Source organism: Leifsonia psychrotolerans, from assembly GCF_013410665.1.
Taxonomy (GTDB): domain Bacteria; phylum Actinomycetota; class Actinomycetes; order Actinomycetales; family Microbacteriaceae; genus Cryobacterium; species Cryobacterium psychrotolerans_A.
Window position 1 is genome coordinate 3,292,490 of record NZ_JACCFM010000001.1, and the last position, 21,000, is coordinate 3,313,489.

The 21,000-nt window shown below is 65.5% G+C and carries 18 protein-coding genes; 13 read left to right on the forward strand and 5 right to left on the reverse strand.

The features are described 5' to 3' along the window. Positions 1-136: 136 nt before the first annotated feature. The 3 genes from HNR05_RS15010 (at position 137) to HNR05_RS15020 (ending at position 4,108) form a co-directional block, all read left to right on the forward strand. Positions 137-1,636, forward strand: a complete 1,500-nt coding sequence (locus HNR05_RS15010; protein WP_179579877.1) for a CoA-acylating methylmalonate-semialdehyde dehydrogenase — start codon at positions 137-139, stop codon at positions 1,634-1,636. Positions 1,637-1,877: 241 nt separating this feature from the next. Continuing rightward, positions 1,878-2,429, forward strand: a complete 552-nt coding sequence (pyrE, locus tag HNR05_RS15015; RefSeq protein WP_179579878.1) for an orotate phosphoribosyltransferase — start codon at positions 1,878-1,880, stop codon at positions 2,427-2,429. Next, the gene (locus HNR05_RS15020; RefSeq protein ID WP_179579879.1) at positions 2,426-4,108 is read left to right on the forward strand and encodes a hypothetical protein; all 1,683 of its coding nucleotides are present in this window, start codon (positions 2,426-2,428) and stop codon (positions 4,106-4,108) included. The genes pyrE and HNR05_RS15020 overlap by 4 nt, the downstream gene beginning before the upstream one ends. A gap of 50 nt (positions 4,109-4,158) precedes the next feature. Here the strand turns inward: HNR05_RS15020 and HNR05_RS15025 are convergent, their stop codons facing one another. From HNR05_RS15025 to HNR05_RS15035, 3 genes are all read right to left on the reverse strand, one after another. After that, on the reverse strand, positions 4,159-4,959 hold the full coding sequence (locus HNR05_RS15025) for an HAD-IIA family hydrolase (protein ID WP_179579880.1): 801 nt from the start codon (positions 4,957-4,959) through the stop codon (positions 4,159-4,161). Positions 4,960-5,061: 102 nt separating this feature from the next. Further along, a complete protein-coding gene (locus tag HNR05_RS15030) occupies positions 5,062-5,703 on the reverse strand; it encodes a metal-dependent transcriptional regulator (RefSeq protein ID WP_179579881.1) in 642 nt (213 codons plus the stop codon). 25 nt (positions 5,704-5,728) lie between these two features. After that, the gene (locus HNR05_RS15035) at positions 5,729-7,066 is read right to left on the reverse strand and encodes an Nramp family divalent metal transporter (protein ID WP_343062620.1); all 1,338 of its coding nucleotides are present in this window, start codon (positions 7,064-7,066) and stop codon (positions 5,729-5,731) included. Positions 7,067-7,270: 204 nt separating this feature from the next. Here HNR05_RS15035 and HNR05_RS15040 point away from each other — a divergent pair, with 204 nt between their 5' ends. The 6 genes from HNR05_RS15040 (at position 7,271) to HNR05_RS15065 (ending at position 14,234) form a co-directional block, all read left to right on the forward strand. Continuing rightward, positions 7,271-8,875 (forward strand): DUF222 domain-containing protein, encoded by a 1,605-nt coding sequence (locus tag HNR05_RS15040; RefSeq protein ID WP_179579882.1) that lies wholly within the window; start codon positions 7,271-7,273, stop codon positions 8,873-8,875. Positions 8,876-9,006: 131 nt separating this feature from the next. After that, positions 9,007-10,122: an ROK family protein gene (locus HNR05_RS15045; RefSeq protein WP_218869242.1), complete on the forward strand. Its 1,116-nt coding sequence runs from the start codon at positions 9,007-9,009 to the stop codon at positions 10,120-10,122. Positions 10,123-10,219: 97 nt separating this feature from the next. Continuing rightward, positions 10,220-11,335, forward strand: a complete 1,116-nt coding sequence (locus HNR05_RS15050) for a sugar ABC transporter substrate-binding protein (protein WP_179579884.1) — start codon at positions 10,220-10,222, stop codon at positions 11,333-11,335. 192 nt (positions 11,336-11,527) lie between these two features. After that, complete coding sequence (locus HNR05_RS15055) at positions 11,528-12,280, forward strand: ATP-binding cassette domain-containing protein (RefSeq protein WP_179581049.1); 753 nt, start codon at positions 11,528-11,530, stop codon at positions 12,278-12,280. Next, positions 12,277-13,542 (forward strand): sugar ABC transporter permease, encoded by a 1,266-nt coding sequence (locus HNR05_RS15060; protein WP_179579885.1) that lies wholly within the window; start codon positions 12,277-12,279, stop codon positions 13,540-13,542. Before HNR05_RS15055 ends, HNR05_RS15060 begins: the two co-directional genes overlap by 4 nt. A 38-nt stretch (positions 13,543-13,580) precedes the next feature. Beyond that, a complete protein-coding gene (locus tag HNR05_RS15065; RefSeq protein ID WP_179579886.1) occupies positions 13,581-14,234 on the forward strand; it encodes a TrmH family RNA methyltransferase in 654 nt (217 codons plus the stop codon). 263 nt (positions 14,235-14,497) lie between these two features. On the opposite strand, the gene HNR05_RS15070 is transcribed toward HNR05_RS15065, so the two are convergent. Both HNR05_RS15070 and HNR05_RS15075 read right to left on the reverse strand, forming a co-directional pair. Beyond that, entirely contained in the window at positions 14,498-16,396 is a 1,899-nt protein-coding gene (locus HNR05_RS15070; protein WP_179579887.1) for a YhgE/Pip family protein, read from the reverse strand. Continuing rightward, complete coding sequence (locus tag HNR05_RS15075) at positions 16,393-17,031, reverse strand: hypothetical protein (protein WP_179579888.1); 639 nt, start codon at positions 17,029-17,031, stop codon at positions 16,393-16,395. The genes HNR05_RS15070 and HNR05_RS15075 overlap by 4 nt, the downstream gene beginning before the upstream one ends. 146 nt (positions 17,032-17,177) lie before the next feature. Here HNR05_RS15075 and HNR05_RS15080 point away from each other — a divergent pair, with 146 nt between their 5' ends. From HNR05_RS15080 to HNR05_RS15095, 4 genes are all read left to right on the forward strand, one after another. Then, the gene (locus HNR05_RS15080; protein WP_179579889.1) at positions 17,178-17,852 is read left to right on the forward strand and encodes an ATP-binding cassette domain-containing protein; all 675 of its coding nucleotides are present in this window, start codon (positions 17,178-17,180) and stop codon (positions 17,850-17,852) included. A gap of 2 nt (positions 17,853-17,854) precedes the next feature. Next, entirely contained in the window at positions 17,855-19,819 is a 1,965-nt protein-coding gene (locus tag HNR05_RS15085; protein WP_179579890.1) for a YhgE/Pip family protein, read from the forward strand. A gap of 33 nt (positions 19,820-19,852) precedes the next feature. Further along, positions 19,853-20,434, forward strand: coding sequence for a TetR/AcrR family transcriptional regulator (locus HNR05_RS15090; protein ID WP_179579891.1), 582 nt, complete (start codon positions 19,853-19,855; stop codon positions 20,432-20,434). A 145-nt stretch (positions 20,435-20,579) separates the two neighbouring features. After that, positions 20,580-20,969: a hypothetical protein gene (locus HNR05_RS15095; RefSeq protein WP_179579892.1), complete on the forward strand. Its 390-nt coding sequence runs from the start codon at positions 20,580-20,582 to the stop codon at positions 20,967-20,969. The last annotated feature ends 31 nt before the right edge of the window (positions 20,970-21,000 follow it).

Consider the following 21,000-nt stretch of genomic DNA (forward strand, 5'->3'; position numbering starts at 1 on the left):
AGCCCCTCCCGCGGGTCGAGCCCCCTCCGTTGGTCGAGCTTGTCGAGACCCTCGCTTGATCTCGACGAGCTCGATCAACGACACCCTCCACACGCACCGAATCGCAACCCCCGCATTCCCCGAAAGGACACCTCCCATGACCGACATCCCTACGCTCGACCACTACATCAATGGTGCTGACGCCACCGGAACCTCCTCCCGCACGTCGCCCGTGTTCAACCCGGCCACCGGTGCCGTTGCGAAGAACGTGCGCCTGGCCAGCACTGCCGACGTCGATGCTGCCGTCGCCGTGGCATCCGCTGCCTACCCGGCATGGCGCGACACCTCGCAGGCCAAGCGCCAGACGATCATGTACAACTTTCGTGAGCTGCTGAACTCTCGCAAGGGTGAACTGGCCGACATTCTCACCGCCGAGCATGGCAAGGTCACCTCCGACGCGCTCGGCGAGATCGCGCGCGGCATTGAGGTCGTCGAGTTCGCGCTGGGAATGCCGCACCTGTCGAAGGGGGACTTCTCTGAGAACGTCTCGACCGGTGTTGACGTGTACACGTTGCGCCAGCCGCTCGGCGTTGTCGGCGTCATCAGTCCGTTCAACTTTCCGGCGATGGTGCCGATGTGGTTCTTCCCCATTGCGATCGCGGCCGGCAACACCGTGGTGCTGAAGCCCAGCGAGAAAGACCCGTCGGCCTCCAACTGGATGGCCGAGCTCATGACGGAGGCCGGCCTGCCCGCCGGCGTGTTCAACGTCGTGCACGGCGACAAAGAAGCCGTCGACGCGCTGCTCGTGCACCCCGAGGTGCAGTCAATCTCGTTCGTCGGCTCGACACCCATCGCGCGCTACATCTATGAGACGGCATCCGCTCACGGCAAGCGCGTGCAGGCACTCGGCGGTGCCAAGAATCACATGCTGGTGCTGCCCGACGCCGATCTGGACGTGACGGCGGATGCCGCGGTGAACGCCGGCTTCGGCTCGGCCGGTGAGCGCTGCATGGCGATCAGCGTCGTGCTGGCCGTCGAACCCATTGCCGACGAGCTGATCGCGAAGATCACCGAGCGCATGAAGGGGCTGAAGATCGGTGACGGCATGCGCGGTTGCGACATGGGCCCGCTGATCACCGAAGCCCATCGTGACAAGGTGGCCGGCTACATCGACATCGCGGCGGCCGACGGCGCTACGGTCGTCGTCGATGGGCGTGGAGTCGAGGTCGACGGCGACGCCTCGGGCTTCTGGCTCGGCCCCACGCTGTTTGACAACGTCAGCCTCGACTCAGCCGTCTATCAGGACGAGATTTTCGGTCCGGTGCTGTCCGTCATCCGGGTCGCCAGCTACGAAGAGGGACTGCACATCATCAACACCGGCCGCTATGGCAATGGAACAGCCATCTTCACCAATGACGGCGGGGCCGGTCGTCGGTTCCAGAATGAGGTGCAGGTGGGAATGGTCGGCATCAACGTGCCGATCCCGGTTCCGGTGGCGTACCACTCGTTCGGTGGCTGGAAGGAGTCGGCGTTCGGTGACGCGAAGGCCTATGGTCCGAGTGGAATCGCATTCTTCACCCGTGAGAAGGCCGTGACCAGCCGTTGGCTTGACCCGAGCCACGGTGGGATCAACCTGGGCTTCCCGCAGAACCACTAGCGCCGGTCGGGCGCCCCTCCGCCGGTCGGGCGCCCCCGCAGATCGGGCGCCCCCCGCAGATCGGGCGCCCCCGTTGATCGAGCTTGTCGAGATCCCGTGCGATGGTCTCGAATCTGGCTCACTGGGTCTCGACGGGCTCGACCAGTGGGACTGCGCCCCCGTTGATCGAGCCTGTCGACGCACGACCGCCGAGCCGGAGAGCCGAGAGCAGCGGTCACCTGCGTAGCCTAAAGTTGAGTGTGTGACGGATACACGGCAGCAGCTCATTGACCACATCTCGGCCGAGGCCGTCTTCCATGGCGACTTCACGCTCACCAGCGGCAAGAAGGCGACGTACTACGTCGACCTGCGCAAGGTGAGCCTCGATCACCGAGTGGCACCTCTGATCGGGCAGGTCATGCTCGATCTGATCGCCGAGATCCCCGATGTCGCGGCTGTCGGCGGCATGACCATGGGTGCCGACCCGGTCGCCTCCGCCATCCTGCACCAGGGCGCAGCGCGCGGAGCGACATACGATGCGTTCGTCGTGCGCAAGGAGCCCAAGGACCACGGCCGCGGCAAGCAGGTTGAAGGCCCCGACCTCGCCGGCAAGCGTGTGATTGTGCTCGAGGACACCTCGACGACCGGCGGATCGCCGCTGGCCGCCATCGACGCTCTCCTCAAGGTGGGTGCCATCATTGCCGGTGTCGCTGTGGTGGTCGACCGCAATACGGGCGCACGTGAGGTCATCGAAGCCGCCGGCTACCCCTATTACTACGCCATCGGCTTAGACGACCTGGGGCTGACCGAGTGAGCAAAGATCACGAGCCCGATCCGGGGCTTGAGTGGTTGAACTCTCAGTTCGGCGGCGAGAAGTCGAGCAGTACGAACGCCTCCGAAACTGATGCCGACACCACGCCTGACGCTGGCACCGCCTCCGATCCGACGGATGCCGATGCCGATACCGATGCCGATGCCGCTACCGACGCCGCTGAGCCTGCTGATGTGGATGCCGCTACCGATGCCGCTGAGCCGGCGGCGGCGGGGTTTGTGCCGGCCGCGTGGCCGGTTCTCGAACCTGACGCGTCCCAGGTGATCGTTCCCATGGCTGATTCTCCCGAGCAATCGGCCTCGATCGAGTCGCTGACTCCCGTTGATGTTTCTGCGTCCGCCGCTCATTCGGTCACGCCTGCAGCGCCTGAGGTTGCAGCGCCTGAGGTTGCAACGACTGAGGGTGAAGAACCCTGGTGGACGACATACGTGCAGTCGCCGCTCGTTCTCAGCACTGAAGAAATCGCCCTGCCGGCGAGTGCCGCCTCGGCTCCGTCTATCCCGAGGTCCGCCCCACGCTCTGCTCCGGCTCCGGCCCCGGTTCCGACCCGCGACGTGGCGGCCGACTCGGAATCCAAGCCAGAGGACACAACAGCTCCAGGTTTCAACCCAGGCTCAGAGACCACTCGTGGTCTCACTTTTGACGAGCTGACGCAGGGCGCTGGTGCGGCTGCAGCGGCTGCCGCCCCTCCCGCTGCGACGCCCGATACTGCGACGCCCGATACTGTGACGCCCGATACTGCGACGCCCGACACCACTGCACCCGCCCAACTCGCCGCGGCGATTGCAGCGGCGGCCGCACTCCCCGTCGCCGACTCGGCAGCACTACCGCCTCAGGCCTCACCGGCGGCGACAACCTCAGCCGCTACTGCGAGCACGGCCGCTGCCAATTCAGCCGCCGTCTCGGTGGACGCTGTACTGCCCGCGTCGTCGCCGTTCGATCCGCCAGCCTCGGGGCGGGCATCCGCTTCGGGGACGCGAGGCGTCCCGAAGGAGCCGCGCACCCCGAAAGACTCACTTACCCCGAAAGGCCCGAGCGCCCCGAAGGAGCCGCGCACTTCGACGGGCCCGGGCAGCCCCAGCGCGACGCGGAAGATCCTGATTTCGATTGCTGCCGCACTGCTGGTCATCCTCGTTCTCGGGGGGCTGTTCCTTCTGGGGCAGAAAGTCGGTGGCGGCGTTCCTGTCGCTGCGCCGACTCCCACAGCAACACCGACTCCCACGCCGACTCCCACTCCCACTCCCACTCCGACGGTGGAACCCACGGGCGCGCAGTCGGTGGGCGAGCATGCTTGGAACACCCTGCGCGGCGGGGAGTGCCTGCAGCCGTACACGTCGCCGTGGAGTGAAGAATTCACGGTCGCCGACTGTGCCGCGCCGCACGCGGGCCAGCTGGTCTACCGGGGTGTGTTGAACGCCGACCCGGCAGCGATATACCCGGGTGAGGCCGAATTAGCCGCGCAGATGAACCTGCTGTGCAGTGCGCCCGGCGTCATCGACCTGGTCGCGGCCGGCCCGTACCCCGACGTGCAGGTGCAGGGGAGCTTCCCGGCCACTGCTGAACAGTGGACTGACGGCGACCGCTTCTACTACTGCTTCGTCAGTCGCGCATCGGGTGAGCCGTTCACGACCAGCCTTGCTGGCCCCGGTCCCGCGGCCTGACGTAGCTACGCAGAAGACGGACCGGATGCCGCCACTCGCGCAGCCCGTGCTCAGATCTCGTCTGACTCCGACGGTGCGGCCGTAACAAGCTTGTGCACGCCCGACAGAATTTCGTCGGGACGGAACGGGTAGCGGTTGATCTCGGCCTCATCGCTGATTCCGGTCATCACCAGAATGGTGTGCAGGCCCGCCTCGATGCCCGCGATGATGTCGGTGTCCATGCGGTCACCGATCATTCCGGTGTTCTCCGAGTGCGCCCCGATCTTGTTCATCGCCGAGCGGAACATCATCGGGTTGGGCTTGCCCACGACGTACGGGTCCATCCCGGTAGCTTTCGTGATCAGAGCGGCAATCGCCCCGGTCGCCGGCATGGGACCGTCGACGCTCGGGCCCGTGGCATCCGGGTTCGTCACGATGAAACGTGCGCCCTTTGCGATCAAACGGATGGCCTTGGTGATTGCCTCGAACGAGTAGTTGCGAGTTTCGCCGACGACGACATAGTCGGGGTCGGTCTCGGTCATGATGAAGCCTGCCTCGTGCAGGGCGGTCGTCAGGCCGGCCTCACCGATCACGAACGCGCTGCCGCCGGGGATCTGGGAGCGCAGAAAGTCGGCCGTTGCGAGGGCGGAGGTCCAGATGCGGTCTTCTGGAACGTTCAAGCCCGAATCGCGCAGGCGCGCACTCAGATCGCGCGGAGTGAAAATCGAGTTGTTCGTGAGAACCAAAAACGGGGTGCCGGTGTCGGTCCACTGCTGGAGCAGCGCTGCTGCTCCGGGCAGGGCGGCGTTTTCATGCACGAGCACGCCATCCATGTCAGTAAGCCAGCATTCGATCTCGTCGCGACGTGCCATGAGCATCCTTCCGTCGTCTCCAGCCTAGGGCGAATCCGGAGTGCAGTCGTCACCCTGTCGGGCCCCGCCGTCTCGAACGAGGAGGCGACGCGATGAGGGGCGCTAGGCAGTGACCCAGATCGAGGCCAGGGCCTCCGCCGTCAACCTAACCGTCAAGCCGGGTCCCACCCGGATTCCGCCATCCACCCGCTCAATCGGCGAGTCGATGCCGACCTCGTGGCCCGCCAGCAGGCGAAGCACCGCCGGATCTCTGTCACTGATACGCACAATCGAACCGGTGTGGCCGAGAGGGGCCGTGGCGAGCACCACCCCGCGAACGGATGCGACGCTGCCGTCCACCGCCGGAATGGCATCGCCGTGCGGATCGTGGGTGGGGGAGCCCAGCCGAGCATCGATGGCTGCCAGGAGGCGGTCAGAGATCGAATGCTCGAGAATCTCGGCCTCGTCGTGCACTTCATCCCAGTCGTAACCCATTTCCTGCACAAGCCAGGTCTCGATCAGTCGATGCCGACGCACCACGGCCGTGGCGCGCAGCGAACCGGCGTCCGTCAGCGTCAGTGGGCCGTAGGGCACATGCGTGATCTGTCCCGCAGCGGCCAGCTTCTTCACCATTTCGGTGACGGATGACGGAGCCACACCCAGTCGCGCGGCCAGCGCAGACGGGGTGATCGGGTTGGGTTGCCATTCGGTGTGCGCGTAAATGGTCTTAAGGTAGTCTTCGGCGGCGGGAGTGGTGTGCTTCATGGCTTCTCCAGGCTAGCCCCGCCCGTTACGCAAACACGAGCACGAGCAGCACGATGTTGAGTGTCACGAGCAGCACGGCGCAGAGCGCTCCGATCACGGTGGTGAACCAGCGGTTGCGAAACACGCCGAGCAGCCCGCGCTGGGCCGTCAGCCAGACCAGTGGAATCAGGGCGAACGGAATTCCGAACGACAGCACGACCTGGCTCAGCACGAGTGCCTGCGTGGGGTCAAAGCCGACGCCCAGAATGAACAGGGCGGGGATGAGCGAGATGCTGCGTCGCAGCAGCAGCGACATCCGCAGGTTGAGCAGACCGTGCATGATTTCGGCGCCTGCATAGGCGCCGACCGACGTCGACGCCAGCCCGGATGCGAGCAGCCCGACGGCGAATATCGTCGCGATCACAGGCCCCAGCGAGTCGTAGAGCGCGCGATAGGCGCCCTCGAGCGTGTCGGTTCCCTGCACACCTTGCAGAGCGGATGCGGCCAGCAGCAACAGCACCACGTTGACCGTGCCGGCGATCGTGAGGGCCAGGGTCACGTCCCATTTCGTGGCCCAGAGCAGCCGACGGGTGTCGGATGGTGCCCGCAGCTCCGGGAACCGGTCGCGGGCCAGCGCGGAGTGGGCATAGATGGCGTGCGGCATGATCGTCGCGCCGAGAATCGACGCCGCGAGCAGCACCGAGTCACTGCCGCTGAAGCGTGGAACGAGTCCACCCAGCACTCCGGCGGCATCCGGCGGCGCGAAAAAGATTCCCACGGTAAATCCCACGGTGATGATCACGAGAAGCGCGATGATGACGCCCTCGAACGACCGCGGCCCGCGGCGGTTCTGTACCGAGAGCACGATCATCGAGACCACGCCGGTGATCACACCGCCGAGCAGAAGCGGCACGTTGAACAGCAGGTTGAGCGCGACCGCCCCACCGATGATCTCGGCGAGGTCGGTGGCCATCGCCACGAGTTCGGCCTGAACCCAGTACAGGCGGCGAGCGAGCGGCCGGGTGAGCCGTGCGCCCAGAATTTCGGGCAGGCTCTTACCCGTCACGATTCCGAGCTTCGCCGAGAGGTATTGCACCAGCCAGGCCATCACGTTTCCGGCAACGACCACCCAGAGCAGAAGATAACCGTAGCTGGCGCCGGCCGACATGTTGCTGGCGACATTGCCCGGGTCGAGGTAGGCGATACCGGCGACGAGCGCCGGGCCCAGCAGCCAGAGCAGGCGAACTGGTGTGGGACGACCGGCGCGGGCGGCGCGGCACGCTGCATCGTCACCGGGCGCACTCCGCTCTGCAGTGGTGTCGTCGGACGTTGCGTCGGACGACGAGAGTGGCACGGGATCCGCCGTCATCGGTTTTTTAGGCACACCGAAATACTAGACGATATTTAGGTGCCCCGAAAGATCTCAACGAGCGCGGGGTTCCGATCGCCGAAGGCTTGGCGCAGCGACCCGGCCGGGCCGGGTGGGGAAGAATCGTCGGCGCAATTCTCGAACAAAGAATCTAATTTCGCCCGCCTAATCATGAGAGATACTCTTGTTGTCGTCGAATGCTTGTTCTAAAATGGATGCATGGACGACATGTTCGTAATCCCGCCAGAACCGACCTTCGACCCGCCGAGTGTCCTCGGCCTCAAAGGGCATGCGGCGTGGGCTCCCGTCACTGGCACTGGCACTGGTGCTGGTGCTGGTGCTGGTGCTGGTGCTGGTTCGGCTCCACGGGAGCTGGTTTCCTCCCTGACCGCGATCATGGGCGCGCCGGCGCCTGTCACGGCTGTGGCCATCGATGTGGTCGGGCAGGCGATCGCTGATGCGGGAGTCGCCGTGCGGCAGGCGAACCGGGCGATGGCCGCGCACCTCGCCGCCCTGACCCGGGTGATCGAGGTGGCCCGGCAGAACCCGAGCATCTCCCTCACCGCGTCCGGGCTTCGCCAACCCGACGCCCTCGACCTGGCCGTGCGTTCGGCGGCAGTGGATGCGGCGTTGCACCTGCATCTCTCCTCCGACGTGGTGCGCACCCGCGCCCACGAAGGCCACGTGCTCACCCAGTCGTTGCCCCAGCTCTGGGCCCTGTTCCAGGACGGCACACTCGGTTACGCGCAGGCCAGCGCCGCGGTGCACTTTCTCACTAGCATCACCGACCCCGCCCAGGTCGGCGTGTTCGACACCGAACTGGCCGGGGTCGGCCCCACGCTGACACCCGGCGCGTTCCGACAGAAGGCCCGCACCCTCGCCGAATGCCTCCGCGCCGAACCTGCCGCACACCGCCACGCCCACGACCTCGCCGAACGCCGTGTCAGCGTCGAACCGGTCCCCAACGGCATGGCCTGGCTGAACGCGAACATCAGCGGCGTCGACGCGACACGCATCAGCGCCCGCCTGAACGCCACAGCCAAACGCATCGCCCACAACGAAACCACCGCCCGCAGAAAAGCCATCGCAACCGCCCGCGCCACCGCCCGCCGCACCGCCCGACACGCCGGCCTGAGCCCCGCAGAGACCCAAGACCTCATCGCGACAGCCGAACAGGATGCCGCCGCACGCTGTCGCCGCCGCTCCCGCGACCAGATCCGCGCCGACCTGCTCGTGGCCTGGCTGGCCGGAGACGGCACCCCCACCGCCGCGAAAGTGCGCCCCCTGCTGCTCGTGCCCATCCTCGGCCTGCTCGGCACAAGCGACCAGCCGGCCGTGCTGCAGGGCTACGGCCCCATCGACCCCGTCACCACCGCGCAACTCTTCACCAACGCCCCCGCATTTCGCCGGGTCGGCACCGACCCGATCACCGGCGAGATCCTCAACTTCGACCGCACCCGCTACCGACCCAGCAAAGCCCAACGCGACCTACTCGCAGTGATCTATGGCACCTGCGCCTGCGACGGCTGCACCCGCCTCGCCGTCACCGCCGACATCGACCACGTCAGAGAATGGGCCCGCGACACCGGCCCCACCAACCTCGCCAACCTGCTCCCCCTCTGCGGCCCCGACCACCGCCTGAAAACACACTCCACACTCAGATTCACAAAAGAACCCGACGGCTCCGTCACCATCAACACCCCCACCGGCTACCGCAGCCGCACCACCCCGGCACCCCCACTCCCGGATCGACTCCCGGGCCCACGACCGGGCCCACGACCAGGTTCACGACCGGCACCGCTACCCGTCGATCCACCGTTCTAACCCTGACCCGGTGGCCGCGCGACCAAAACCACCAGAATGCGCCTCGCGACGGCTATCGTGTTCTCGTGGTCACTCCGCGACGAACCCCGGGCTCTCAGAGTTCACTTCGTGAAGCCAACAAGGCACGCGTCGTGAACGCCGTCACGCGGCACGGCGGTCTCACCCAGGTCGAATTGGCCGGAGTCACCGGGCTCTCGGCGGCCAGCGTCTCGAACATCGTCAAAGAGCTCTCGACCAGCGGAGTCCTGCACACCTCCCGCACCACTCAGAACGGGCGCCGCGCGCAGTACGTCACTCTCGCCCACGCCCTCGGCCTCATCGTCGGGGTGCACTTCTCACGGCGGCACATGCGCATTGCCCTCACGGATGTCGCCCAAACAGTCGTCGCCGAAAACCACGTTCCGTTGGCCAAGGATCACCGCGCCGATAACGAACTCGACCGCGTCGCCCGCATGGTTGCCGACATGCTCGAATCCGTCAGCGGCTCCCTTGACGAGGTGCGTTCCGTCGGGATCGCGTTGCCGACGTCGGTCGACAGCAAGACCGGCATGACCGCGCGCTCGGGGCTGTTGCGTGGGTGGGACGGCGTGCCGGTCGCCGACGTCTTGTCGTGGCGACTCGGTCGCCCGGTCTTCGTTGATAACGCCGCCAACCTCGCAGCGTTGGCCGAGCATCGGAGCGGTGCCTCACGCGGCCGCGCCGACTCCGTCTACCTCGACATCGGTGACGGTATCAGCGCTGGATTGATTATCAATGGGCAGCTTTTTCGGGGTTTCAGCGGGGGAGCGGGGGAGTTTGGGCACACCGTCATTCGCGACAACGGGCCGCTGTGCGCGTGCGGAACTCGGGGATGTCTGGAGGCGATCGCCGGGGGAGCCGCAGTGCTCAGTAACCTGCGCGAGAGCCACGGAGCGATGAAGCTGACCGATGTCGTCGTGCGTGCCATCGCTGGCGACGCCGGGTGCGCGCGCGAAATCGTGAACGCAGGGCGAAGCATCGGTGTTGCGGCAGCGAATCTCTGTAATCTGATCGCCCCCGAGCGCCTCGTGATCGGCGGCGAGCTTGCCCGGGCCGGCGAATTGCTGATCGGGCCGATCCGACATGCCGTGGAGCGAGCGGTACTGGTCAGTGAAGGCTCGCTGCCGAACATCGTCCCGGCAGAACTGGGCGAGCGGAGTGCGGTTCTCGGTGCCGTCGTCTTCGCAATCGACCAGCTCTCCGTCACCTCTGCGGAGATCGTAGCCTGAGCGTTACTTCATCATTGACTTCAGGCCTTGACGACAACTGTGCCTGGTGGAATGCTCAACGCACCGCCGCGCGGCGGCACGATTGAGAGGTAAGTCAATGAAGATTTTCACCCGGAGAGCGCTCGTCGTAACGACCGCAATCCTGCTCACCGCGGGCACCCTCACAGCGTGTTCCAACGGCTCATCGACGTCGAGCTCAAGCTCGGCGAACACTGCCGGTGCCTCGAGCGCCAAGATCGGGCTGCTTCTGCCTGACTCGGTGACCGCCCGGTATGAAAGTGCAGACAAGCCGTACTTCGAGGCGAAGGTCAAAGAGTTGTGCCCCGACTGCACAGTGCTCTATGCCAACGCCGACGGCGACGCGGCCAAGCAGCAACAGCAGGCCGAGTCGATGCTGACCCAGGGTGTCAAGGTGCTGGTGCTCGACCCGTTCGACGGTGTCGCGGCAGCCGCCATCGTGAATGAGGCGAAGGCTCAGAACGTTCCGGTCATCTCCTATGACCGCCTCATCGACAGCCCCGACCTGGCCTTCTACATTTCGTTCGACAATGAGAAAGTCGGCGAACTGCAGGGCACGGCACTGGTCGACAAGCTGAAGAAAGACGGAGTCGCCCCCGGCGACGGAGGCATCCTGATGGTCAACGGGTCGCCCACCGACAACAACGCAACGTTGTTCAAGGCTGGTGCGCACAAGATCATCGACCCGAGCGGCTACAAGATCCTCGCCGAGTACGACACACCGGGATGGGACCCTGCTCAGGCCCAGAACTGGGTCGCCGGTCAGCTGACGCAGTTTGCCGGGCAGATCAAGGGTATCTACGCGGCCAATGACGGCACGGCGGGTGGTGCGATTGCTGCGGTGAAGGCTGCGGGTCTCACGCCGGTTCCGCCGACGACCGGGCAGGATGCCGAACTTGCTGGAATCCAGCGAATCCTCGCCGGTGACCAGTACATGACCGTGTACAAGGCACTCAAGCCCGAGGCGGAGCGGGCGGCTCAGCTCGCCGTCGACCTCGTCAACGGAAAGACAGTGAAGGGTGACACGACGGTGAAGACCGCCAGTGGCGCCGAGATTCAGTCGTTCCTGCTGACGCCGGTTTCTGTCACAGTCGACAACATTCAAAGCACCGTCGTCAAGGACGGTTTCTACACTGCCGCTGAAATCTGCACCCCAGATTACAAGGCAGCCTGCGACGCCGCAGGAATCAAGTAACCACCCAGCCCGGTCGAGGGGCTCCCGCACAGTGACCCTCGACCGGGTGTACTTTCCCCAACGCACCGCAAAGTGGCGGGGCACGCCCGGCCACAGCATTTCAAAGGAGAAATCGTGTCGGTGGAATCCGTACAGACTCCGCAGCCGTCGCCGCCGGTTCCACACGGCGACCCGGTTCTGACGGTGAGCGGGATGTCAAAGGCTTTCGGCGCCGTGCGAGCGTTGACCGAGGTGAACCTTGAGGTCTATCCCGGTGAGGTCGTCGCCATCGTTGGCGATAACGGAGCAGGCAAGTCGACCCTGGTGAAGATACTCGCGGGGGTGTACCCACCCGATACCGGCGTGATCACCTTTCAGGGCCGCCCCGTGAGCATTCCGTCGCCCGCGGCATCGCGGGCTCTCGGAATCGCCACGGTGTTTCAAGATCTCGCGCTCTGCGACAACCTCGACGTCGTGTCGAATCTCTTTCTTGGGCGCGAGGTGGGCAACTTCACCCTCAACGAGGAAGAGATGGAGAAGCGCTCCTGGGAGTTACTGCGGCAGCTGTCGGCCAAGATCCCCTCGGTACGCATCGCGGTCGCCTCTCTCTCGGGCGGGCAACGCCAGACCGTGGCGATCGCGCGTTCGCTGATCGGCGAGCCACGCGTGGTGATCCTGGATGAACCCACGGCAGCACTCGGAGTCGCGCAGACGGCCGAGGTGTTGAACCTTATCGAGCGGCTCCGTGAACGCGGCCACGGCATCCTGCTGATCAGCCACAACATGGCCGACGTGCAGGCAGTCGCCGATCGGGTGGTCGTGTTGCGGCTGGGCCGCAACAACGGAGACTTTCAGGTGGCCGACGTCAGCTATGAAGACATCATCTCGGCCATCACGGGTGCGACAGACAACGTTGTCACCCGTCGGGCGGCCACCCATTCCAGCGGAGAGGCAGCGCACCAATGACGATATCAACGCCCGTGCCCGCACCGGGGAAGCCGCCGCTGGCGGCCGATCGGCTCGACGAACGCCTGACGCCGCGGGAGGGGATCAGGGGGTCGATCACCGCGTTCGGTCAGCGGGTGCGTGGCGGCGACCTGGGCTCGCTGCCCGTTGTGATCGGACTCATTCTGATCTGGGCGATTTTTCAGATTCTCAACCCCAACTTTCTCTCCCCCAACAACCTGGTAAACCTGGCGCTGCAGTCTGCGGCCAGCGGAACGATTGCAATCGGCGTGGTCGTGGTGCTACTCGTCGCGCAGATCGACCTGTCAATCGGCTCGGTGAGTGGTCTCGCTGCGGCCATCCTGGGCGTCTCCCTCACTCAGCTGAACTGGCCGGATTGGCTCGCCATCATTGTGGCGCTGGCCGTCGGTGCACTGATCGGCCTCCTCTACGGCATTCTGTTCACGCGGTTCGGGGTGCCCACCTTCGTGATCACGCTCGCCGGGCTGCTCGCCTTTCTGGGGCTACAGCTCAAGGTGCTGGGGCCGAACGGGTCGATCAACCTGCCCTATGACTCGTTCGTTGTGCAATTTGCGACATCGATGTTCCTGCCGCCGTGGCTGGCCTACATCCTCGCGGTACTCACCGCCGGAGCCCTCTTCGCCACCGACCTCATGCGTAATCGTCGCCGAGCGCGGGCCGGTCTCTCCACCGGCCCGCTCAGCATCGTTCTCGTCAAGAGCGTGCTGCTGCTCGTGGTTCTCGCGGTTGCCGTCTGGTATCTGGCTTTGGACCGAGGCGTCGGGCTGATGTTCGTGCTCTTTCTGGTGCTTGTCGTTGTGATGAACTTCTTTCTCACTCGCACCAGGTGGGGGCGCTCGGTCTACGCCATCGGGGGCAACGTCGAGGCGACCCGGCGTTCGGGCATCAAAGTCAACCGGGTCTACATCTCGGTGCTCATGCTCGGCACCACGTTCGCCACGCTGGGCGGCTTGCTCGCTGCATCCCGTCTCACGGCAGCCAGCCTCTCAAGCGGTGGCGGTGATACCAACCTGGTGGCAATCGCCGCGGCGGTGATCGGCGGAACGAGCCTGTTCGGTGGTCGCGGCAGCGCCTACGCCGCCCTGCTTGGAATTCTCGTTCTGCAGTCCATCTCGAACGGTCTCACCCTGCTCAACCTCGACTCGTCGATTCGCTACATGATCACCGGGGCCGTGTTGCTCCTCGCCGTCATCATCGACTCGCTCTCCCGGCGTTCTCGCGCCAGTCACGGTCAGGCTTAGCGGAGTTTCACGCGCGTGCGAGCGGTTACGGTGGAACCGTGACTGAGCACGCGGCATCCGAAGCAGACAACCTCACCGTCGAGTTGACGACCTACGGCGTCGGACCGTGGCAGGGGGAATGGCCGGAAGAGTCGCACTACGACGCCGAACTTCTGACGCATGGCGACACGCGCAACGTGATCGATCGCTACCGCTACTGGAGCATGGCAGCCATCGTCGCCGACCTCGACACGCACCGGCACCCGTTCCACGTGGCCATCGAGAACTGGCAGCACGACATGAACATCGGGTCGATCGTGCGAAGCGCGAATGCCTTCGCCGCCGACACCGTGCACATCGTGGGGCGTAAGCGCTGGAACAAGCGCGGGGCCATGGTCACCGATCGCTACCAGCACGTCATGCACCATCCGGATGTCGCCGACTTCTTGGCCTGGGCGCAGAGCGCAAACCTGCCTGTGATCGCCATTGACAACGTTCCGGGGTGCGTGAAGATCGAGACCTTTAGCTTTCCTGAGCGCTGCGTGATGCTCTTCGGGCAGGAAGGCCCGGGCCTCTCGCCCGAGGCGATCGCGGCTGCAGACACCGTGGTCGAGATCACCCAGTTCGGCTCGACCCGATCGATCAACGCCTCGGCCGCGGCCGCTGTGACGATGCACAACTGGGTCATGCAGCATGTGACGTTCACCCCGTAGACAGGTCGTTCTAAGCGACGCCGCCTGGAACTGCAGTGCAGCCGAGGTCGATCCGTCCACCGGCCAGACCGTGATCTCCAGTGAACTGGCTGGCACGCCGGCGCCCGGAGCCGCGGCCCCGACGCTCATCGTGAGCGCCAGGGTCGAGGCTACTGCTTACCCGAAGGTTGTCAACAATGCGACCGTCGACCCAGAGTCTCCTGACGATATGCCGGAGAACAACGAGTCGGCGGAGACTCTCATCGTTTCTCCTCGGGCCCGCTTCACCCGATCAGGCTCGGTTCTAAGTCACGCAGCGTGCGGAAATGCGTCATTCGCACCACGCCGAGCGCCGCGATGGCGACCGCGCAGGCAAGCCAGGCGATGAGCACCCACACATCGCTCATCGCCTCCGCGAGATTGCCGCCATACATGAGTTGCCGCAATCCGTCGACGGAATATGACATCGGCAACAGATGGTGCACGAATGCGAGCGGCGCGGGCAAGGTCTGCCAGGGGAACGTGCCGCCCGCCGTGACCAGTTGCACGACCATCAGCACCAGGCCGACGAACTGGCCGACGCTGCCGAGCCAGATATTGAGGGCCAGGATCATCGCGGCGAACGTGATCGATGAGAGCGCCATGAGTCCGTAGGTTCCGAGCGGGTTCTCGACCTTGAAACCGAGCACGACGGCCACGATCACGTAGAGGCCCACCATTTGTAGCGCCCCGATCAGGGCCGGGGTGAGCCAGCCGGCGAACGTGATTTTAATCGGCGAGTGCAGCGCGGTGATCGCGCGGCGGGAGACGGGTTTGACGATCAGGAAGAGCGCATAGATTCCGATCCAGGCGGCCAATGCAACGAAGAATGGCGCCAACCCGGCGCCGTAGGTTCCCGCCCGTGCGACGGCGGATTCCTGTACCGCCACCGGGTTGGCAATGTTCTTGGCCTGGGCGGTGCGCTCAGCCTCCGTCGTCTCGGGGATGCTCTGGTAGCCGCTGTGCAGTGCACCGTGCAGGGTGGTCAGACCGGTGACGAGATCGGGCAACCCGCTCGAGAGCTGCGCGGCTCCGGCACTGGCCTGGGCTGCGCCCTCGGCGAGACTGCTCGAGCCGGATGTCGCGGCCTGAATCCCCGCGACCAAGGCGGGAGTCGCATCCGCGAGCCGCTGCGCGCCACTGGCGACCTGAGCCGACCCCTCAGCGAGCGCGTCGATCGTTCCGACGGCATGCTGAACGTGATCGTTGCCACTGCGCACCGCCGCACCGAGCCGATCGAGCGTGGCGAGCACCGCGTCGATCTGGGCCGGGCTGAGCACGGCAGAGGACTCGAGTTGTTGCTCGATCTGGTCGCGCGTCGGTTGCAGCTGATTCACGACGTCGGCCGACACCGTGCCCACGCGATCGCCGATTCCGGCGAGTTGCTGGTTGCCAGCGGCGACCTGCGAGGCTCCATCGGCGAGAGCTGCGCTCTGCGCCGGAAGCGCGGAGGTGGCCGTCGCCACAGCGCCCAGGCCATCGCGCAGGCTCACCGTGCCCGCGGCCAACGAGGCAGTGCCGGTCGCCAGCTGGGCGGCCCCGTCGGCAGCGGCGGTTGCGCCGTCGAGGAGGTTCTGGGCGCCATCTGTCGCACTCACCAGACTGGTCCGAATTGTCGAAAGTCCCACGAGAAATTGCCCGGCGGCTTGCTCGTTCACCTGCGCTACGATCTGTGCCTGGATCTTCTTGACAGCTTGTTCGCCGATCGTCGTTCCGAGGTAGCTGTTCGCGTCGTTCGTGGTGAGAATGACCGTGGCCTGTTGAGGGCGAGGTGTCGACGACGACACGATGGCCTCAGAGAAGTCGGCGGGCAGTGTGACGCTGAAGTCGAATTTTTGGTCGTTGAGTCCGTGTGCGGCGGCCGCGGCCGACACCCGGTGCCAGTTGAAGGTACCGTCCGCGAGCAATTGCGTGGCGACCTCATCGCCGTAGTTCGTGTGCTTCCCGTTCGAGGAGTAACCGGTGTCGCTCACGACGAGCGCGACAGGAATGGCATTGAGTTTCGCGTAAGGGTCCTGGTTCGCCCACAGGTAGAAGCCGCCGTAGAGCAAGGGCACGATTCCAAGGGCGAGCAGTGCGATGAGCGCCATCGGTGAGCGCGTCAGCCGACGGAGCTCGGCCGCGATCATGGCCGGGATCTTCATGAGTCCGCCTCCGTTTGATCGGCAGCCGACTCCTCAGGAGCGTCCGCTGCACTCCCGAGCGCAGTGGCCGATGCGACTCCCGCGATCACGAGCATCGCGTAGCCACGTGCCGCCAGTTCGTTTGCCCGGTTCCACCACTCGGCCGGGTCCCCACCATGACGGTCCGGTGCGGTGAGCACGACTCCTTCGACCTCGTCACGCATGACGGCGAGTTCGGTGAGCAGACGGATGCGCACGATCGCCGGCACCGTGCCGATCGTCCACCTGCTCCACTTCTCGACCTCGAGTTCGCTCAGAGCCCTTTTTGTGGCGAGGGGGCTGGATGGGCGGCCGGCGAACATGAGTTCCTCGGCGACGATGCCGAAGACGGTGACGCCGGACGAGGGATCATTCACCTCGGGGGCATCGACCAGGGCGACCCTCTGGCGGAGGGTCCGCGGATCGACAGCGCCGTCGATGGCGACGGTGCCGGCATCCGGCCGCATCCGGCCCGACGCAATAAGGCCAAGCACGCTGGGCCGCTGCTCGGTCTCGACCACCGCGAGGCTGGCCCGCCCGCTTCGGAATTCGGCTGAGATCGGGGGCAAGGCCGAGCCGTGTCGGCCCTTACTCACCTCGGTCAGAGTCACAATCATGAGCCCTCCTCAGTGTGGTGCATTCAGTGTAGATGCGCGTGTTGGGGGGCGAACAGGGCGCCCTCGCGTTGACTTTCGGGTTTGATCAACTAAACTGACTAGTCAGTACAAATTACCATGTGCTGCGAGAGAGAGAAGGAATCGACGTGCAGTCGACTATCTGGGCGGATGCCCTGGCCTTGACCGCCAAGCGCGGCCGCGTTTATGGGCCGGTCAACCTCGAAATCGGCGAAGGAGTCACCGTGCTCTGCGGGCCGTCGGGCAGTGGTCGCACGAGCGCGCTGCTCACCCTGGCCGGGCGCATGCGCCCGAGCAGCGGAACGGCCGAAGTGCTCGGCTATGCCCTCCCGCGGCAGGCGCGCTCGGTGCAGAAAAAAACTTCGATCGCGGGCTTCGACGACATCGATGACCTCGAAGTCTCGGTCTCCGTCGGGGCCGCCGTGCGCGAGCGCCGCGCCTGGCTCGCTCCCTGGTGGTCGATCGTGAAGCGTCCGAGCAACAGCTCGTTCGCTGAGTTGGCCCAGCCGATCTTCGGGGACGTGCCGATTCCGGCCGTGAACACGACGATCTGGGATCTAAACGAGCTGCAGAGCATGTTGCTGCGCGTGACGCTCGCGCAGATGTCGAACCCCAGCGTTCTTTTCGTCGACCAGATCGAACAGGTACATGAGCCTCGATCACGACGGATTCTCTGGGAGCGCCTGGGCGCGCTCGCCGAGACCGGCACCGCCGTGGTCGTGGCCGCGACCGAGCCGGAACCGCAACTCTGGACCGGGCTTTCGAGCCAACCGACCGTTATTTCACTCACCGAGGACAACTGAGAATGTTTGCATTTCTGTCATCCGGCACCGAACTCCGCCGGTTTCGCAAGGGCGCTCTGCCCAAGATCGCCGTCGCGGTGCTCCTCTTCATCCCCCTCATCTATGGGGCTCTCTACCTCTGGGCCTTCTGGGCGCCGACCGATGAGCTGAGGAACCTGCCTGTCGCCCTCGTGAATGAAGACACCGGCGCGGTGAACGACGGCGAGCGCCTCCTCGCGGGCAACGATGTCGTCGACAAGCTCGTCGACGGCAAAGATCTCGACTGGCATCAAACGGATGCCGCGGATGCCGCAGCGGGTGTCTCGAACGGCGAGTACTACTTCTCTCTGACCATTCCGGCGAACTTCTCCGCCAGCGCGATCTCGGCCGGCACCGACCTGCCCCAGTCCGCCGTCTTGCAGGTGAACTACAACGACAGCAACAGCTTCCTGGCCTCGACGCTCGGTAAATCGGCCATGGCACAGGTGCGGGAGGCCGTCGCCGTGAACGTGGGCGAGCAGACGGTGAACACACTGCTGGTGGGTCTGCACGACGCGGGCGCCGGCATCCGGGATGCTGCAGACGGCGCCACCCAGCTCGCCAACGGCCTCGACACGGCCAAGGCCGGAGCAGGCGACCTAGTCGTCGGGCTGGCCTCGCTCGCCGACGGCACCGCCACGCTGAACAGCGGAGCCGGGAAGCTGGATGCGGGTGCCACCACCCTCACCGACGGCTTGGCGACGCTCTCGAGCGGCGCTGCAACACTGTCGGACAAATCGGGTGAGCTGGCCACGGGCGCGGGGCAGCTCGCCGCCGGAGCGACAGGCCTCGCGGCCGGCACCGGCGCGGTCGCGACCGGCACCAGCACTGTTTCTGACAGCGTGACGAAGCTCATTGCCGCGATCAATGCGGCCCCCGCTGGCACCCCCGCCGCAGCTTTCCTGCCCGCCCTCGGCGAGTTGCAGGTCGGCGCAGGGAAGGTCGCCGCCGGGGCGGCGGATGCCAATGCGGGCGCAGGGCAGGTCTCGGGGGCGGCATCCGCGCTCGCCAACGGCTCCGCACAGCTCTCTGCGGGGGCCGGCCAGATCGCCGGCGGCCTGTCGAGCGCTCATTCCGGGGCCGCGGCACTCTCAGCTGGCGCCTCCGATCTTTCCGCCGGCACGCAGACCCTCGCCGATGGATCCCAGGCATTGCTCGACGGCGGCAGCAAGCTGGAGAGCGGCGCGGGGCAACTCGTCGACGGCAGCCACACTCTTGCCACGGCACTCACTGACGGCGCCGAGAAGATCCCGAATGACTCCGACGGGCTGATCAGCCAGAAGTCGGTCGTGATCGCCGACCCGGTCTCGCTTGACCAGACCTGGGACAACGAATCGGCCGGTTTCGGTGAGGGCTTCGCGCCCTTCTTCATCGCCCTGGCAACCTTCGTCGGAGCACTCATCACCTGGCTGATCCTGCGGGCCCTGCCGACGCGGGCACTCGCAACGTCGGCCAGCGGCATCCGGACGATCATGACCGGTTTCCTGCCCGCCATGGCGATCGGCCTCGGTCAGGTCGTCATCATGGTGCTGGTGCTGGTCTATGGAATTGGGCTGGAACCGACCTATTGGCTGGGGATGAGCGCATTCATGTATCTCGCCGCCCTCGCGTTCCTGGCGGTGCAGCAGATGTTCATCGTGCTGCTCGGCTCGGCCGCGGGCCGCGTGGTCAGCCTGGTGCTGCTGATGATGATGCTGACCTCGTCGGGCGGAACGTACCCGGTTGAGACGACGCCGGAGTTCTTCCAGGCGCTGCATCCGTTCATGCCGGCCTCATGGGTCGTCACGGGCCTGCGCGAACTCATCACGGGTGGCATCGACTATAGGCTGTGGGTTTCGGTGGCATCGCTGGCGGCCCTTCTCATCGGCTCACTCGCGATCAGCGCGTGGAGTGCAGGCAAGCAGCGGATGTGGACGATCAAGCGTCTGCACCCTGAGCTGACGATCTAGACGATTCATACGTTCGATTAGAAGAGGTGCGGCATGCCACGGGTGACCGGAACCAAAAAGGCGATTCTCGACGCGGCCCTGCAACTTGCAGCCACGAAGGGCATCACCGGCACCACCATGGACGAGGTTGCCGAACTCGCCGGGGTCGCCAAGGGCAGTCTGTACTACAACTTCACCAACAAAGATCAGCTCTTCGAAGAGTTGCTGGAGCAGGGGGTCGGTGCCCTCGCGGAGGTTCTGCGCGAGGCCCGGTCCGGTCTGCACGGATGGGCAGCGCTTGAGGCGCTCGTCGACACGCTCCTGGGCCGCATTCAGGAGAATTCGGCGCTGGCGAAGCTGATGGCGTCAGAGATCTTCCGCACAGACCGAGCCTGGCAGAAGACGCTGTTCGCCCTGCGGCACGACGCCTTGGCTGAGTTCGCGGCGGCCATCGCCGAGTCGGCACCGGATTCGGCCGCGCGTGGCACGCATGACTTGATGGCCTCGAGTGTCTTCGGTGCCGTGCTGATGGGCGGGCTGGAATGGCTGGTCTTCGAGCCGGAGCGCACGAAGGATGAGGTGGCGGCGACGATCCTCCAAGCCCTCGGTGGTCAGCTGCGCCCTGCAGGCTCCTAGCCTGTCCCGCGATTCGGAGAATGGCGACGTCTGCGGCGTGTCGGGCGATCTCGCCCGGGGTGTCGCTCGATTCTCCGAATCCGGGCACAGGAGGTCGGTAGTCTGGAACGATTCCGCAGTCGCGGAACCGAAGGGGGCACCGTACGTGAGCACACCTGAGTCCGTCGCTGCGCAGCCGGAGCCGATCCTCGTCACATTTGGTGATATTCAGATGACTGAACACTGGCTGGTGACGCCGCACGGAACAATGCCGCTGGCGGGCACCCAGGTCTTCGTCGCCGATCTGACGCGCGAAGAAAAGTACACTCCGGGCTGGGCCATCGCGTTGGCAGTCATCGGATTCTTCGTCTTCCTGCTGGGCCTGCTCTTTCTGCTGGTGAAAGAGACGCGCACGACAGGCTTTATGCAGATCACGGTGTCAAACGGAACCTTCACGTATCAAGCGGCTGAGCCGGTTCAGCTCAACCGCATGGGCCAGCTCTATGAATTGCAGAATCGGGCCAACTACGCACGTGGCCTGATCGCGCGGGCCTGACTCACCATCACGCGCTTCGATGGGCTGCGCC